This is a genomic window from Paenibacillus riograndensis SBR5, assembly GCF_000981585.1.
GTDB lineage: Bacteria > Bacillota > Bacilli > Paenibacillales > Paenibacillaceae > Paenibacillus_AQ > Paenibacillus_AQ riograndensis.
Window position 1 is genome coordinate 4,589,021 of sequence record NZ_LN831776.1, and the last position, 16,622, is coordinate 4,605,642.

A 16,622-nucleotide genomic window follows, 5' to 3' on the forward strand; every position below is an offset into this window, starting at 1 on the left:
TCCGATTGTATTAGTTAACCTGGAATTTCTCATGCTCCCGGACGTACAGCTTCCGAATCCGCAGCATGAACGGCAGTAATCTTATTGTGTGCATCAGACGTTGGTTCATCCAGCCACCAGTGGGCATCGCCCAGCAATTCATCCGCAGCCGCCGGACCGTTGGAGCCTGCAGGATACAAATGCAGCGGAAGCGTGCCGCCAGCCGTTGCCTCGATAATCGGTTGAACCCACTGCCAGGATAATTCCACTTCATCCCAGTGGGCAAAAAAAGTGGCATCGCCCAGCAGCGCATCATAAATAAGGTTTTCATAGGCTTCCGGCAGCTCCGGATTGGCCGAATCATGTCTGATGCTTACGGGTTCAAGCTGCCCGTGCTGGCGCGGATTTTTGGTATTGAGCTGCAGCGATATCCCTTCTTCCGGACCGATGTCGATAATCAGCAGATTCGGATCGAGATTCAGTCTGTTCAGGTTATGCAAGTCATTAAACGGTTCTTTGAACTCTATAACGATCCGTGTCGACTTCTCTTTCATACGTTTGCCGGTACGGATGTAGAAAGGCACTTCATCCCAGAGCGGGTCATCGATAAACAGGCGGGCGGCGATATATGTCTCGTTTTGCGAAGACGGACCGATTCCCGGCTCGGAGGTATAGGCGTCCACGGGACGGCCTTTGATCTCTCCGGCTGCATATTGGCCGCGAATCACATTCTGCGCCAGATTCTCCCGCAGCAGCGGACGGACCGACTGGATAACATGCCGTTTTTTGCTGCGGACATCCTCTGGAGTGCTTCCCTTCGGAAGCTGCATGGCCATCATCATTACGAGCTGAAGCATATGATTCTGGAACATGTCGCGGAGTGCCCCGGCCTTGTCATAATAACCGGCCCGTTCTTCCACACCGACTGTCTCACTGGCCGTAATCTGCACATTGGCGATATAGCGGTTCTGCCACAAGGCTCTCAGGACAGGATTGGAATATTTCAGCACCTCAAGGTTCTGCACCATGGGCTTGCCCAGAAAGTGGTCGATACGGAAAATCTCTTCTTCTGTAAAAGCTGCGTTCAGGCTGTCATTCAGCACCCGCGCCGATTCCAGATCGGTCCCGAACGGCTTTTCAATAATCAGACGTTTCCAGCCCCGGGTGTCCCCGAGTCCGCTGGCATTGATATTTGCGGCAATTTCACCGAAAAATTCCGGTCCGACCGACAGATAGAACATCCGGTTCTGCGGAAGGCCAAGCTCCTCTTCACGCCGCTGAACATGCCCCAGCAGCTTCCTATAATCCTCAGGGTGGCCCACATCCAGCACACTGTATTCAAAAGACTTAAGAAAACGTTGCAGCTCCGGGGAATCCTCTACCTTCCGCCGGGAAAAGGCGTGGAGTGAATCCAGTACACCTGCCTGAAACGATTCATTAGTCAGCGTTCTTCTGCCCAGACCTATCACAAAGAGAGGACCGGAAAGCTTGCCATCGGCAAACAAGTTATATAAGGCAGGGAAAATCTTCCGCTTCGCCAAATCCCCGGTTGCCCCAAAAAGTACAAATGTTGATGATTCCACTTTCATTCCTCCCGTTGTTATAAAATGTTTATAAGGTTACTTATTATTACTCACAAACTTTACAACACTCATAATACGACTGCTGAAACCATTCGTCAACCTCATTTCGACATTTACGGATAGTACTTATTTTCACGAATTCATCACTATGGTATAGTAAGGGAGGAATTAATAATAACTGGGTTGGGATGGGGACAACTATGATAGAGGATGTCAAATCACTGCTCGCGGGTGCAGAGCATGTCCATCAGATTATCGGGAAAAAGTGGGTCAGTCTCATCATTCATGTACTTAATGACGGACCGAAACGCTTCAGTGAGCTGAATACGATGATTCCGGATTTGAGCAAACGTATGCTGAACGAACGCCTGAAGGAGCTGGAGGAATACGGCTTGCTGATTCGCGTGGTGATCCCTGACCGGCCGGTGCGGACCGAATATTCTTTGACGGCCAAAGGCCAGGAGCTGGGCGAGGCGCTGGGCCATGTGGAAGCCTGGGCATTAAAATGGCTGTAATCATATAAATAACAAGTAACATTCCCACGCTCGATTGTGCGAAAAAACAGCAGGACTCCAAAATGGAGACCTGCTGCTTGGCATGCCGTTCGTTGCTTCCTTGATAGTGTTTATGTTGCCGGACGGGGTCTGCAAGAATCAGGCTTACGATCCGTACACCTCGAACTCCCGGAGGGAAAAGCCATATCGTGTCACCCTTAACGTCTTCAGTCCGCCCTGTACTCGAAATAATCAAAATACGCCTTTTTTGCCTGCTGATCCAGATCCTGGACGCAGATGCCGGCATAGGCACCGGTAAAGCCCAGCTTGCCCCCGTATTCATCGGACAGCGTGCCAAAATCAAGCGGTGTGCACATGGCGGTCCAGATTTCTCCATCCGGTGAAGCGTAGAACATGATGTCCCGGCCATCAATTGCTGCCTTCAGGTAGTAGCGGTCCCAGGCCTTCACTGAAATTTGCATTGAAGTGATCTCATCGTATTTCCCTGCTCTGCACATTACAACGCCAAGGCTTACCCCTCTGATCTCGTCAGCGGTCACCCGCAGGTAGTAGTAATCACTGTCGTCATAATAAAGGACCAGCCCGGCCATTTGCAGGAAGGTATCCGGTTCGAACTCCAGACAGGTGGACACCGTGCAGGCAAAATGCTGAATCGGACGCCCTATAAGACTCTGGTCATGCAGCGAGGCCAGCGATTCCCTGCCCCGCAGGCGCAGAAACCCGGGCCTCTCAGTCAGGCTGACCCAGGAGGGATCAAACGGCACCCGCAGACTCTGGTAAGGATAACCCAGCGTATCGTAATCGAAGTCATCCCGCTCAGGCCATTCCGGGAATGGATGGGGTTCCAGGTCCGGTCCTTCTACCGCCAGCGCGGGCAGCTTGCCGCCATGGGCCAGGCGCAGCCAGCCGTCGTCCGTCCAGACCACGCGCTGGATGGCTGTTTCCCGGCCCAGCGGATTCATCGTTCCGGTTCCCGGGATGGGACGCGTGCACAGATGGGCCATGTACCACTCGCCGGATTGAGTCTCCACCAGAGAGCCATGACCTGCCTGCTGGAAGGCAAAGGCCAGATCGTGCGCAGTGGTCATCACCGGGTAATCCGGATCGGTCTCATAAGGGCCGGTCCGGCTGCGGCTGCGGGCGAGCGTAACCATGTGATTGATGCCCGTCCCGCCCTCTGCGACCAGCAGGTAATAATAGCCGTTTCTCTGGTAGAGCTGCGGCCCTTCCGTTACGCCGGCAGGCGTCCCTTTGTACAGCTCATGGACAGGTCCGGTCAAGCTGCGGCTCTTAGGATCATACTGCTGCATGATTATACCGGAGAAATTACTGTGCTGTTTGCGGAAATCCCAGCGCATATTCAGCAGCCATTGGGTACCGTCGGCATCATGGAACAGGAAGGGATCGAAGCCGCTGCCGTTCAGCCGTACCGGATCGCTCCAGGGTCCCAGGATATCTGCAGCGGTGATGAGATAGTTATGGAGATCCTTGTAGGCACTTTTGCGTGACTTCACATCGGTAAAGAGCAAATAATAGATTCCGTTATCGTATGATAGCGCCGGCGCCCAGATCGAGCCGGAGCTTGAATTGCCGCGCAGATCCACCTGCGAAGACTCGGTCAGGACACGGGTAAGCGGGCGCCAATGCACCAAATCGCGGGAATGGTGGATTTCCACTCCAGGGAACCACTCGAAGGTGGAGGTGGCGATATAGTAATCATCCCCTACACGGAGGAAGGACGGATCTGGATGAAAGCCCTTCAGGACTGGATTAACGATGGTTGGAGCCATGAATTTTACCCTCCTAATATTCGCTGAGCAACTATGCTTTTCATTAATTGTTCTCCGTTTTATTGTAGCGGTTACAGCTGTAAAAAGTTATACTGGGTTATACGGAAATGTTTATATTTTGTCATGATGGAGGCTTTATGAAACAGCTGTTCGAACCTGTCATTTTTACGGACCGCAAGTCGCTGATTTGGGACTATCAAATATATACCGACGATCATTACAAAGGCTACTACCATTGGCACCAGTGCTGTGAGGTCATGTATGTTCACAGCGGCCAGGGCAACGTTGTCGTGAACCAGCAGATGTACGATATCCGCTCCGGCATGCTGTTCTTTTTCCAGCCCTACCAGCTGCACCGGATTTATTCCGAGGTCTCCCGCGAGTGTCCTTTTGTGCGTACGATTTTTTATATCGATCCGCACACCGCCGAGAATCTGCTGTCGGGCTTTGCCAAACGCAAGGCCATCTTCTCCGCGCTCTGGCAGGGCCGGAATACCTATTGCGGATTTGATTTGAGCAGCAGCGCCGGAGCGGTGGATTGGATCTATAAGAATTACAACCTGTGCCGCAACAGCACCATGGAGGAAGACAGCGAAGATATTACGATAATGCTCCTTCAGCTGCTGAGCTGTCTCGGAACCGGAGAGAATTCCCTCATTCAACCGGAGGAACGGCGAAACCTCCGCTATTCCGAGCAGATTATGAGCTGGATCGAGGAACACTATCAGGAAGAAGTTAATCTGGAGCAGCTTGCCGCCGAGACCCATTTGTCCAAGTCCTATGTCTCCAGAGTCTTTCATCAGGAAACGGGCGGACGCCTGGTGGACTACCTTACAGCCCGGCGCATCAAACAGGCTTGCCGTCTGCTTAGCACAACCGACATGCCGGTCGAACAGATCGGCATCGCCGTCGGTTTTCCGAACGCCTCCTACTTCAACCAGCTCTTCAAAAGAGTCCTCGGAACCACACCCCTGAAGTACAGAAAAAACAATTAAGACGTTTATTCCCGTTTGAACACTACATTGTGCGCATAGGCATTCAACAGGATGAGGTCTGTGCGCGTATTTTCTACCCATTCCCCACCGATCTGCAGGTTGATGAATTCCACCCCGTTCACGCCCCGGTCTTCATCGTACCCGTAAATCCGCGAAGGATGGACTCCGCCCCCGTTAAAGCTGACATTGCGAAAGGTCACTTTTTCGATCCCCTTACCCGGTTCAGGGTTGTAATCCTTATTCATCACCACGCGCAGATCAAACAGCTGACCCTGCTCGATCCGTTCAACCCGGATGTTGCTGTACAGCACGTTCCGTACCGTATTGCCGTCGCCCGCATTAATGGCCAGCGCTCCCCAATAGTTTTCCTGCGGCTCATGGTGCTCCAGAATGTCAATGTTTTCGTATACGATATTTTCAATGATGTCTCCGCCCCGCCGGTAATCGCCGTGTGTGCCTATCATTAGCGGGTGGGCCACATCCGCCCAAAGAACCGAATCACGTACGCTGATATTGCGGCTGTCCCCAAAGTAATCCCATCTGGAGCCGTAAATGGCGATGCAGTCATCCGAATTGCGCATGAACACATCCCGGATTGCAACCTCACTGCTGGACATGATGTCTATGCCGTCACTCCAGCCCCGTGTGCTGAAAGACTTGAAATTCGTGACGGCAATATCCGTAGACTGGCCTATAAAAATGCTGTAATGCGGCGGATCGATCACCGTAATGCCTTCAACCCTGATCCGGCGCGAGAAAACAATTCTTACCCCGCGAAAAGCAGAAAACCGGTGGAACTCTGCCAAATACACCACACCCCGGCCCCGAATTTCAACATCCTCCACCCGATCGCAGGACAAAGAGCCGACAAATGCCGCACCGCCAGCCAAATAGATGACTGTTCCGGACGGAACTGCAAATACGGTTTCTTCTATATAATGGGTTCCGGGGGCAAAATAGAGCGTTTGCGGCAGTCCGGTCCCCTGGTCTTCAGTCCGCTTCATTAATGCGAGGAGATCCGGAGAACGGTGGATGCCCGGCTGAACCAGATGGACACCCGCCCCATCCGGCTGTGGTGCCCCAACCTCCATGGGATTGGCAAAAAGGTGCAGATTCCGGAATCGGCCGCCGTTAATCTCCACCGAAAGCTTTTGCGGCCCGTTCAGCCTGAAGCTGATTTTGTGTCTGTCATGACTGCATTCTACTGAGCGTGAGGCGGGTGAAATATTTACATTTTCAATCTCCGTATAGAGACAGATGATTTCAACCTCTGCTTCGCCCTCCATATCAAATAAGGCCATCGATGCCGGACGCACCTCATGCATGTCTACTTTAACCTCATACACAAAAAGCGGCTGCCATCCGCCTCCCGCTGTTCTCACCTTAACCTGGTAATCCTCCCGGCCCGGAATGTGATTCGGGGCCTCATACACCTGCAGCTGATTCATTCTCAATTAACCTCCCTGGATATGCCCTGCTAAGAGTATACCGCTCTCCCCCATTCCGTAGTTTGGCTGGGTTATACAGAAATGTTGGTATTTTGTCGCGGTAACAGCGCTGCCATTATTCAACAAGATTTTGATACTCCGTTGGCAGGATGACAAGATTTCGATATTTTGGGATATCAAATTACAACTTTCCTCCGGTGCATCACGATATACTCAGAACACAAACTTAAATACTGGAGGCATCCGCAATGAGTACAGCCTATTGGCAGGAAATCATGGACAAACTGGATACAAAGGTAACACGCATGGCAGAGCAAATCGGCGGCAAATGTCCGCATTATGCCGGTGCAGACGGCAAATATGATGATATGGCTTCCGACTGGTGGACCACCGGCTTCTGGCCCGGCCTTCTCTGGATCATGCATGACATGACCGGAAAAGAACTATATAAAGAAGCGGCCTGGCATTGGGACGCCACTCTGGAGGAATGGTTCGTTAAACCGACGGTGGAGCTGCATCATGATGTGGGTTTTCAGTTTCTGCCTACAGCTGTCATCAAGCATACGCTGACAGGCGACGAGGACGGACTGCGCCGAGGGATTGAGGCCGCCAACTTCCTGGCCGCCCGCTATAATCCCGCAGGCAAATTCATCCGCGCCTGGAATGAAGACAAATATGGCTGGGTCATCATCGACTGCATGCTGAATATTTCGCTGCTCTTCTGGGCCAGCAAGGTTACCGGCGATCCGCGCTACAAGCATATTGCGGTCAGCCATGCGGAGACCACTATGCAGTACGGTATCCGTGAGGATGGCTCTACGAAGCATATCCTCTCCTTCGATGCCGAAACCGGCGCCTATATTGAGAACTTCGGCGGACAGGGTTATTCGCCGGAATCCTGCTGGAGCCGCGGAGCCGCTTGGGGCCTGTACGGATTCTTCAATACGTACCGTCATACGGGGGATGAACGTTTCTTGAATACCGCCAAGCGGATTGCCCATTACTTCATCGCTGCGCTGCCGGACGATCAGGTTCCCTATTGGGATTTCCGCACCGGAGATGACGGGCGCAAATACAAGGACAGCTCGGCGGCAGCTATCGCCGCTTCCGGCCTGCTGGAGCTTGCCGATGTTGTCCCGCCGGGCGAAAAAAGTCTGTACGCCAATGCCGCAGCACGCATCCTTCGCTCCCTGACTGATAATTATGCCACCTGGGATCAGCCGGAGCATGAAGCGGTCCTTACGAAAGGTACAGGCAGCGGGGACTCCTTCATCGAAGTCTCGCTGATTTACGCAGACTACTACTATATTGAAGCTGTCGCGAAGCTAAACGGATGGAAGCACCGGATCTTCTAGTTCAGGTTTAGGTTTAGGTTTAGGCTTAGGTTCAGGTTCAGGTTCAGGTTCAGGTTCAGGCTCAGGTTCTGCTTCCGAACGAGCAGCATTCATCTGGAAACTTGCAGCTGTAGACACACCAATCGCCTTGCCCCCGAGACAGAGGGCAAGGCGATTGGTGTTTATGTTATGTTGAGAAGCATACTCTATGTAATATCCCCGGTAAACTGTTGCCGTTACAGCGGAATTCCTATAATGGTGTTGCTGCCATCAAATCCTGAACGAACTTGAAATATGTAATCTTCATTTTGACAAGTTGATTATTGCATGAATGTGCTTCGTGAACTAACGGACGAAACTGTCAAGCGCCGCTGTCGCAAAACCGTTTGTGACTGCATTTTGTGCAATAGAATGCCTAATATTCTCTGTCGAAATTCATTCTGCTGTACTTCGTGCAATAGAATTCCGGATTTGGTGTAATAAATAGCTTTTCCGGGAAATTCTAATGCACGAAGTGCAATAGAATGAGCCTTTTAACTGATTTATGGGTCATCTACTGCACAAAGTGCAATAGATTGTGAGCTTTTGACTAATTTAGTAAGAGTTTCGTGTCCGACTCAGCATCGTAGCTGCTCCGGGTAGGGTACCGGTGGAGTACCGGGAGGGGTATCGATGCGGCATTGGTGTGGCATCCACTCTGTTACCTCATCGGAGAGGTGTCCGCATCTGTTACCTCGTTGAGGAGCGGTATCCTCATCTGCCTAAGGACCCGCATCTGTCTCGGCATCCGTATCGGCGTCCGCATCGGTAGCTTTATCCGACCCGCATCCCATCGGCAGCGGTCGTCGGAATTGTCGTGCTTGCCCCCACCTTTTTTTAAGTCTCAACTACCTAGACCAGTAGATTCTCTCCCTGTCTTTTCTAACCTAGCAGCCAATCCAATGCCTCCGTCTCGCTGCCGAACACCCGGAAGTCCTCGCCTTTGTTCAGTTCGGTCAGCAGTTCTTTGAATCTGCCTTGAGTGGCCTCTTCAGTGTGGATTACAGCCGCAGCCTTGACGTGGTAATTAATCAATTTCTGCAGGGTTGTGCCTGCCAGACCTGTTCTGAGATTATAAAATTCGTCAGAGAGCGTTCCTTCCTGAAGCAGCAGCTTATAGCTGTTATGCTCAAAGCACCCCGAGATTAGATCGAGCACGTCCTGCTCTGTGCGCAGCGGCTGATCGTCAGGGCGGCAGAGAACATAGGCCTGCCCTTCTTTTTGAATCGATTCGATCTTCATATCCATACCTCCTGATCAAGTTAGATCCAGCTCATGACGCAATTCCGCGAGCCAGGTCAATTCATTGTTGTAGGTTGAGATCAGATTGCTGTGAATTAGCTTCCATAGGTTGATCCCTTTCGCATTCCCTTCGTTCACATAATTACCAATGCCAGCCTGGCCTTTCAGGAGCAATAACTGTGTGCGCACTTCCTGCTCATATCCTGCCAGCAGCACGTTCAATTCATCCGGGCTCAACTGATCCGCCCAAGCAAGCTGGATTAGAAAGGTCTTCTTGAATTCCGGCGGCTCTGGTGGAGCAACCACCCACTTCCGCAGTTCGGCGAGGCCGGAAGATGTGATAGTATAGATCTTTTTGGAGGGCGAGCTGTCCTGGTGCCGGACCTCATTGGTTACAAAACCCGCGTTCAACAGCTCCACCAGCGCTTTGTAGATTTGATTGTTATTGCCGGACCAATACAGGAATGAGGATTCCTGAATGAGCTTTTTGAGATCATACCCGGTCATTGGCTTATGGCTCAGCAGTCCTAGAATAGCGTGATTGATTGAGATAAGATCACCTCCACTTCTTAAGTAACATATGTTAACTGTATCATATGTTATTCAGGAAGTCGACAGTGACTTAAGATTTCAGGTTTTAGATCTTTTAGACGAACCCAACCAAAAAGCCCCTCACCCCCTATCCATAACCGAAAAAACACATAATTTCCTAAACAAAAGTAAAGCGGCCGCACCATCCTTTACAGGATAACGCAACCGCTTTAAATGTTGGGGTTAGGTAGCCTGCTTCAACCACGAAGCACGCCCAAGCGGATATAGTGTGACTAAATTCAAGTCCACTTTTCCCGCTACTTCCTCTTCAGTTAGATATATGTGTCATTTAATCGAAACCAGTCCTACGAATTCAACTATAGTTATCGCTCACCCAGTCCCACGAACTCAACTATAGTTATCACTCATCCAATCTCACGAGCTCAACTATAGTTATCGCTCATCCCGTCTCACGATTTGAGCTATAATCATTGCTCATCCAGCCACAAAATGGCTGTGACCCCGCGCGGATAATATTTGCTTCCCGTGATTTCACCGGAGATGATCTGGTCGCTCCAGCTCCAGACCGACAGTTCCGGATGCGTAAGCCACTCCACATGTGCCCGGTCCGCTTCACTGCCGCTCTCTGTCCACTCCAGGCCCAGAATCTGGCGGGCGATGAACTGGCTGAGGTAGATTTTGCTCAGCCAGCTGTTGTTGCTGGTCGAGGAGATTTTCCAGCCGCCGTCTTCGAACAGGCAGACTCCCTTGACGAGCACCGCCTGCAGGTGCCGCTCCAAGGCAGCCATATATCCGGCGAAACGTCCATCCCGTTCCAGCGCTTCTCTGCAGCCTGTAAAGTACGGGAATACCAGCCCTTCGATGGCCGGGATGATCTTGGAGTCGTTGCCTTCACCGATGACTGCCGGAATGTAGCCGTCCTCCGTAACACTTACCACAATCGTTGCAGCGCAGCGTTCAGCCTGATCCCCGGCGGTAGCGGACAGTTCCGGCTTTCCTGCCTCGCGGAAAATCTTTTCCATTGCAAGATAAGCCGCCCAGCATTTTCCGGCTAGGTAAATATTGTTCCGGGCCTGCCCGAGCGATACATCCAGGCTGTCATAGGTTGTGATCTCCGCCCCGCCCATCGTGCGCGAGCTGTCCAGACCCATGACGCCGTTGCGCTGTCCGGGTTCAGGGTGGTCGCGGTTGACCATGCTGGTGAGGCAGTCTTCCAGCACGCCCAGATTCCGTTCCATCCAGGAACGGTCCCCCGTATGCTCCAGATACACCGCGCTGCTAAGCACCCAGTTGACAAGCTGTTCATGGGTCATATGTGAAAAGCAGCCGTCAATGCCATACATCTCATAAGCCGAATAACCTGCACGCGACACCGCATTGGCCACTCCCATATCATGAGTAAAGCTGATGCCACCGGGATAATCCGTCTCGTCGCCGGGGAAACGGACGGTATCTGTATAGCTGTACCGCTCCACGAACATATCCAGTTCATTGCGCACGGTCCACGGGTTCATCCGCAGCTCATAGAACAACTGGTCGACCGTAAGGTCGAAGGTATTCATCATGCGGTATTCGCCTTCGTTCACGATCCAGAACGGTTTTTGGTTATAATCCAGCAATTGGGTAGAACCGTAATAGCTGCGGATCGCATGGGCAAGCATGAAGGTCTGGTCTTCGCTGAGCCCTGAATCCTCCAGCATGGCATTGGCTTGTACGGCCTGCTGCTTAATCTCCGCAAAGTGTGCCAAAGCATACTCCGCAACAGACTCAACATTGCTGAAATAACGGTTATAGTAATAGGATGCGTCCATCCCGGTGGTTACAAAGCCGGAACGGTGGAAGCAGACAGCGAAACGGTAGCACTGCTTCACTCCCGGTGGCACCTCAATCACTTGTGCGCCTACGTGGCCCAGACCAAAGGTCCAGTTCTCCTCCAGCTCTGCCAGCAGGATGTCTTCCATCGTGAAATGCAGTGCCGATTTCACGCCGGTTCCCTGCTCTGCCGCGATGGCCAGAAATCTGCCCTGGCCTACTCCGGTTAGCCCGGACTGCATATCATCCAGCCGTCTCATCGCGCTGTAGGGATCATTGCCCTGGAAGCCGAAAAAGGCGCGTCTGGCCGATGGGCTTGCGGTATTATCCACTTCCAGCTCCACCAGCAGAGCCGGAAGCAGAATCTGCTTCAACTCCTCCTCTGAGGCCGTTTCCGGATCGGGGACCGCCCTTACCGGTGAGTAAATGCGGAAGGTTAAATCCCCTGCCGACCAGCTGTCTACGCTGAGGCTGAAATTACGGGTAATCTCTTCATCCGCGAACGGATGGAGAATTCTTGGTTTGTCCGGATTGGGATCGGGGTTTTCAATATCATAGCGCTTGCTCTCATCATCCCCGCCCTGCTCATGAAAAGGCAATGTATCATAGCCGTTGCCGTCCTTCCGGGCAAGTCCGATAAATATGCTCTGTCTGGGCGGCTTGCCGGCCTCCAGATCGAAGCCGCCTGCGGCTCCTTTGAAGCCCAGGGTAAAGCTCGCAAACGCTCCAATAGGTGAATGATGGGCATTAAAAAATTGATTCTTCGGCATAACTCAAAGCACTCCCTCCAGCTATTATCCGGTACTACCGGACTCTATCTTTATGTTAGCTATCCCCTTGCTCACCTGACAGGTTCAAAGCCGCCTATTATTTGGGCAAATCGAACGAATGATCCGGCTATGCTATAATAATTTCATATATTCCAGTGAAAAAGAGGACACTCATGAACGTGAATTTTCCCGGCATTGAACATTCTTTAGACGGCCGCATGTCCCCGGATCTGCAGGCGGCTTTTCACATCTACGCCGCCCATTGGCGCAAAGTCAACGCGCAGTGGCAATACCCCGAGCATACCCATCCAATGTTCGAAATCAACCTTGTGCTGCAGGGAAGGCAGCACATGACTGTTGGCGGGCAAGCCTATTTGCAAGAATGCGGAGACATCCTGTTCATCCGCCCCGGAGTCAGACATGCCAGTCTTGGAGCTGATGCTGCCGGGGACATGACCTATTATTGCCTGCATTTTGATATCGATGATCTGTCGCTGCGGCGTACACTCCTGACGATGGATGCCGTCAGCCTCAGCGGCGAATCACCCGTGCTGCTGGCGATCCGCTCAGCGCTGGATGTGATGATCCGCACGGCGATTCTCACGGAGGCTGAAGATGCCCAGCGGAACCGGCTGGTGAGGCTGAACGCCTCCCTGCAGCTGTTCGCTGCACTCAGCGCATGGGTGCTGTCCGAGACCCCTGCGGCCACGCGCAGCGCACAGCCGGGGGTTACAGAGAATACCGTCGCTCTTGCGAATGCAGTGGAAGGCTTGCTGCAGGAATCGGTCTTTACAGCCGCAGCGACGGGCAGCAGAGGCGGCGGCATTGAGGACATTGCCGCACGGCTGGGCTACAGCCCGAACCACTGCAACCGGGCATTCCGGCATATATATGGAATGTCGCCCAGACAATACCTCTCCGGTCTGATTATCCGCCACGCAAAGCTGATGCTGCTGGACAACAGCCTGTCTGTCGAGGCCATCGCCCACCGGCTCGGCTACCGCGATGTCTCCCATTTCAGCAAGCAGTTCAAGCGCTGGACCGGCCTGCCGCCCATGGCTTACCGCCAGCTGACCGCAGAGTCCAAATAGTTCACAAGTCCGTGACGGACACCACGGCGGTTGTCATTGACAAGCGGAGAGCTGAATCGGCTGCCTGAATGAGCAGGCCGCAGCACGCAAATAAGGGTCCGGCAAGCCAATGGTTAAACAATGGCTTGCCGGACCCTTTGATTGTAGAATAGCTTACCCCTTGGTCGCCCCCGAAGCTATCCCTTTGACAAAATACTTTTGCAAAGCTATGAACACGATCAGGACAGGTACCACTGACATTGCGGTTCCGGCAAAGATCATATCCCAGCGGGAGGAAAATTCACCGATATAACGGTAGATTTCCACGACCATGGTCTTCGGCTCGCCGGAAGGCAGCACCAGCATCGGCATCAGGAAGTCATTCCAGATACCAAGTCCGTTCAGCACGACCATACTTGCCGTAACCGGCCCCAGCAGCGGGAAGACGATTTTCCAGAAGATCCCGTACCGGCTGCAGCCGTCAATCTCCGCCGCTTCCTCAATCTCCTTCGGAATCCCTTTGACAAAGCTGGTATAGAGCAGACAGCCGAAGCCGACCGCACCCGCGACATAGACCAGGATCGGACCGGCCAGGCTTCCGTACAGACCAAACACGCGGAGTTCTTTGAATAACGGAATCATATACGCCTGAAAAGGAATCATCATCCCTGCCAGGAAATACAGGAACACCATCTTCGTCCACCGGGTATCCCTGCGTTCTATCGCATACCCCGCCATCGGAATAATCAGCACCTGGGCCACGATCGAAACGAGCGTCAGAATCAGGCTGTTCACAATGGCTCTGGGGAAATCCGTCTCCGTCAACAGGTACTTGAAGCTGTCCAGATACAGTCCTTTGGGGAAGGCAATAGCATCCTTCATGATTTCCGCATTGCTTTTAAAAGCTGACATCAGGTTGAAGAAAATCGGGAAAAAGAAAATAACAGCCAGCAGGACCGTTACGGCAAGCAGGGCAACTTCTCCCCATCTTTTTTTGGCTTGCAGCGTCATATTACATCTGCACCTCCCGTTTCCGGAGGAATTTCACTTGGATGACAGTGATAAGCATGATGATCAGGAACAGCACCATGGCGAGCGCCGTACCAAAGCCCTGCCTTAATTCACCAAAGCCTACCTTATAAATAATATAGGTTAATGTCTCCGTCTCGAAGCCCGGACCTCCATCGGTCATTACCGCGATCTGATCAAAAATCTTCAGCGCGCTGATCATCGAGAGGACCAGACATACCGTCATCGAACCGGCGAGCAGCGGGAAAGTAATATGGCGGAACTGCTGAAACCCGCTTGCCCCGTCAATGCTTGCCGCTTCATTCAGCTCGGCTGGAATGCCCTGCAGCCCTGCCAGATAGATGATCATATAATAGCCTGCACCCTTCCAAACCGTAGACAAAATAATCGATATCATCGCATATTTCGGATTGCCGAGCCAGTCGACCACCCAGCTTCCCAGTCCGATGGCGTCCAGAATCTGATTGAACACACCGAAATTGTAGTTCAGAATCATCGCCCAGACAAAACCCATAACAATGCCGCTGAGGAGTGTAGGGAAATAAAAAACACTTCTGAACAAATTGCGGAACCAGCGGACCTTATCCACCAGCACAGCCAGTAGGATTGCCGCAATATTCTCCAGCAGCACCAGGCTGACCGTCATGACCAATGTGTTCTTCAACGCGTTATGAACCCGGGGACTTTGCCAGATCTCCGCAAAATTGGCGAAGCCGATATACCGGACGTCCTCGCTGATGCCGTCCCATGAAGTAAAGCTCAAATAGATGCTTCCAACCGTAGGTACGATAACAAACAAGGTATAAATTAAAAACGATGGTAGTATAAACAACAGTGCGTAGGACTGCCACTTCCTCTTTTTCTGTGGTATGGCTGCCGTTAGCGGCTTGTCTGTTCTTTCTGCTGCTGTAGCCATGATTGCTCTCCCTCCCGGAGCTGTTCCGTCAGAGGAGCCTGCCGCCTCGGATGCGCAGCCGCCCCCCCGCCGGACCATGATCCGTTTATTGTGCGTTGGCTTTGACCTGGGCGTCGTATTCCGTGTCCGCTTGCTTCATGTAATCGGCTACATCGCCGTTTTTCACAACTAAATCCTGCAGCAGCTTGTAATACCAGTTGCGGAATTGCGGCGGAATCAGATTGTCCCCCCACCAGTTGTTGATCGCCAGGGACTTGGTTACGTTAGGATCGGCAATCAGGTCCAGGGCTGTCTGCATTTGCTCGCCGGTTTCGTAGGTCACGTTCTCTTTCGTGGATGGAATGGCATTGATGCTGGCCAGGTAAGAGGCATACTGCTCAGGCGCAAAGAAAAAACGGATGAAATCCTTAATGGCCTGTGTTTTGTCGGCGTCCTTGGCAGCCTCAGCAGACAGCGACCATCCGGCGGGTGACGGCAGACCGATAACATTGACTTTGCCCTCACGGTCAGGAACGGCATAGAAGCCAAATTCAAAATTCGGGTCAGCCTCCTGAATTTGCGAGAACATCCAGGTCCCGGAGAACAACTGGGCTGCTTTGCCGGATACGAGAATGGAGGCCGTCTGGTTGTCTCCTGTGCTGAGCCAGCCCTTATCGACATAATTGGTGAACAAATCCTTGAAATCCGTCATGGCTTGAACGACATTGGGATCTGTGAAGCTGACAGTTTTGGCAGTGCGCTTGGAGTTCCAGTCCGGATCCTTGGTATAGACCTCATCAATCAGAAACTTGTTCACCCAGAAGCCCATATGGAAAATATCCTTGCCGCCCACCACGATTGGCGTAATTCCGCTTGTCTTCAATTTCTCCTGGATAGCGATGAATTCATCATAGGTTTTAGGAAGCCCGGTGATTCCGGCATCGGCGTAAGCCTTTTTACTGTAAATAATGCCTTGCGGCACATTTACGGACATTGGGGCATTCCAGACTTTTCCATTAACCTGAGGCGGGTCCTTAAAAAGCTCCAGCAGGTCGCTTGGCAGCTCCACGATTTTACCGGCATCGGCAAAAACCTCGGTATCACGCATCTCCACCAGATCGGGGAATTCGCCTACAGCATCCTTGGTTTTCAGCCAATCCAGATAGGCCGATGAAGTCGTTTCGCTGATATCTTTGATCTTCACATTGGGATTGGCTTTCATGAACGCTTCTACGGTAGCCGCGATCGCTTTTTTGGTGGCCGGGTCGCCGGCTGCATACCCGATCGAGAAGCTCACTTCTTTCTTGGCATCCGTGGCAGCGGCATCCGGTGATGGCGAGCCAGCCGCATTTCCGCTGGTACCGCTTGCATTGCTGTTGTTATTACTGCTTCCGCAAGCCGACAAGACCGTTGTCGCCGCCAGCAGCAGCACCGACAGCTTAGTTATCGTTTTCTTTTGCATATGAGAGTAACCCCCTATAAGTTCTGGTTCGAAAGTGTATTGGCTTAGCCTTGTTCAATGTGCCGGAAACCGGGGCTCGATGTGCGCATCATCGTTCGTAAGCGTTT

General features: G+C 52.3%; 13 protein-coding genes. 4 read left to right on the forward strand and 9 right to left on the reverse strand.

What is annotated here, in order from left to right; all coding sequences use genetic code 11:
• Positions 1-29: 29 nt before the first annotated feature.
• On the reverse strand, positions 30-1,562 hold the full coding sequence (zwf, locus tag PRIO_RS19365; RefSeq protein WP_020431715.1) for a glucose-6-phosphate dehydrogenase: 1,533 nt from the start codon (positions 1,560-1,562) through the stop codon (positions 30-32).
• Between the two features lie 200 nt (positions 1,563-1,762).
• On the opposite strand from zwf, the gene PRIO_RS19370 reads away from it, so the two are divergent.
• Positions 1,763-2,077 carry a winged helix-turn-helix transcriptional regulator gene (locus tag PRIO_RS19370; RefSeq protein WP_020431713.1) on the forward strand — a complete coding sequence of 105 codons (315 nt, stop codon included), beginning with the start codon at positions 1,763-1,765 and terminating at the stop codon, positions 2,075-2,077.
• Between the two features lie 206 nt (positions 2,078-2,283).
• On the opposite strand, the gene PRIO_RS19375 is transcribed toward PRIO_RS19370, so the two are convergent.
• A complete protein-coding gene (locus PRIO_RS19375) occupies positions 2,284-3,867 on the reverse strand; it encodes a glycoside hydrolase family 43 protein (protein WP_020431711.1) in 1,584 nt (527 codons plus the stop codon).
• A gap of 137 nt (positions 3,868-4,004) precedes the next feature.
• Between PRIO_RS19375 and PRIO_RS19380 the strand changes: the two genes are divergently transcribed.
• Positions 4,005-4,862: an AraC family transcriptional regulator gene (locus PRIO_RS19380; RefSeq protein WP_046504210.1), complete on the forward strand. Its 858-nt coding sequence runs from the start codon at positions 4,005-4,007 to the stop codon at positions 4,860-4,862.
• A 5-nt stretch (positions 4,863-4,867) separates the two neighbouring features.
• Here PRIO_RS19380 and PRIO_RS19385 read toward each other — a convergent pair whose 3' ends face one another.
• The gene (locus PRIO_RS19385) at positions 4,868-6,310 is read right to left on the reverse strand and encodes a glycosyl hydrolase family 28 protein (protein WP_020431702.1); all 1,443 of its coding nucleotides are present in this window, start codon (positions 6,308-6,310) and stop codon (positions 4,868-4,870) included.
• 248 nt (positions 6,311-6,558) lie between these two features.
• Between PRIO_RS19385 and PRIO_RS19390 the strand changes: the two genes are divergently transcribed.
• Positions 6,559-7,665, forward strand: a complete 1,107-nt coding sequence (locus tag PRIO_RS19390) for a glycoside hydrolase family 88 protein (protein WP_046504213.1) — start codon at positions 6,559-6,561, stop codon at positions 7,663-7,665.
• Between the two features lie 900 nt (positions 7,666-8,565).
• On the opposite strand, the gene PRIO_RS36915 is transcribed toward PRIO_RS19390, so the two are convergent.
• The 3 genes from PRIO_RS36915 to PRIO_RS19405 all read right to left on the reverse strand — a co-directional run bounded on the left by PRIO_RS36915 (position 8,566) and on the right by PRIO_RS19405 (position 12,059).
• Complete coding sequence (locus PRIO_RS36915) at positions 8,566-8,925, reverse strand: DUF4180 domain-containing protein (RefSeq protein ID WP_020431697.1); 360 nt, start codon at positions 8,923-8,925, stop codon at positions 8,566-8,568.
• A 15-nt stretch (positions 8,926-8,940) separates the two neighbouring features.
• Positions 8,941-9,432 carry a PadR family transcriptional regulator gene (locus tag PRIO_RS36920; protein ID WP_046504216.1) on the reverse strand — a complete coding sequence of 164 codons (492 nt, stop codon included), beginning with the start codon at positions 9,430-9,432 and terminating at the stop codon, positions 8,941-8,943.
• A gap of 512 nt (positions 9,433-9,944) precedes the next feature.
• Complete coding sequence (locus PRIO_RS19405) at positions 9,945-12,059, reverse strand: glycoside hydrolase family 52 protein (RefSeq protein ID WP_046504219.1); 2,115 nt, start codon at positions 12,057-12,059, stop codon at positions 9,945-9,947.
• A 173-nt stretch (positions 12,060-12,232) separates the two neighbouring features.
• On the opposite strand from PRIO_RS19405, the gene PRIO_RS19410 reads away from it, so the two are divergent.
• A complete protein-coding gene (locus PRIO_RS19410; protein ID WP_020431686.1) occupies positions 12,233-13,150 on the forward strand; it encodes a helix-turn-helix domain-containing protein in 918 nt (305 codons plus the stop codon).
• 153 nt (positions 13,151-13,303) lie between these two features.
• Here PRIO_RS19410 and PRIO_RS19415 read toward each other — a convergent pair whose 3' ends face one another.
• The 3 genes from PRIO_RS19415 to PRIO_RS19425 all read right to left on the reverse strand — a co-directional run bounded on the left by PRIO_RS19415 (position 13,304) and on the right by PRIO_RS19425 (position 16,515).
• Complete coding sequence (locus tag PRIO_RS19415) at positions 13,304-14,140, reverse strand: carbohydrate ABC transporter permease (RefSeq protein WP_020431685.1); 837 nt, start codon at positions 14,138-14,140, stop codon at positions 13,304-13,306.
• Position 14,141: 1 nt separating this feature from the next.
• Entirely contained in the window at positions 14,142-15,074 is a 933-nt protein-coding gene (locus PRIO_RS19420; protein ID WP_020431684.1) for a carbohydrate ABC transporter permease, read from the reverse strand.
• 85 nt (positions 15,075-15,159) lie between these two features.
• Positions 15,160-16,515: an ABC transporter substrate-binding protein gene (locus PRIO_RS19425; RefSeq protein WP_020431683.1), complete on the reverse strand. Its 1,356-nt coding sequence runs from the start codon at positions 16,513-16,515 to the stop codon at positions 15,160-15,162.
• Between the last annotated feature and the right edge of the window lie 107 nt (positions 16,516-16,622).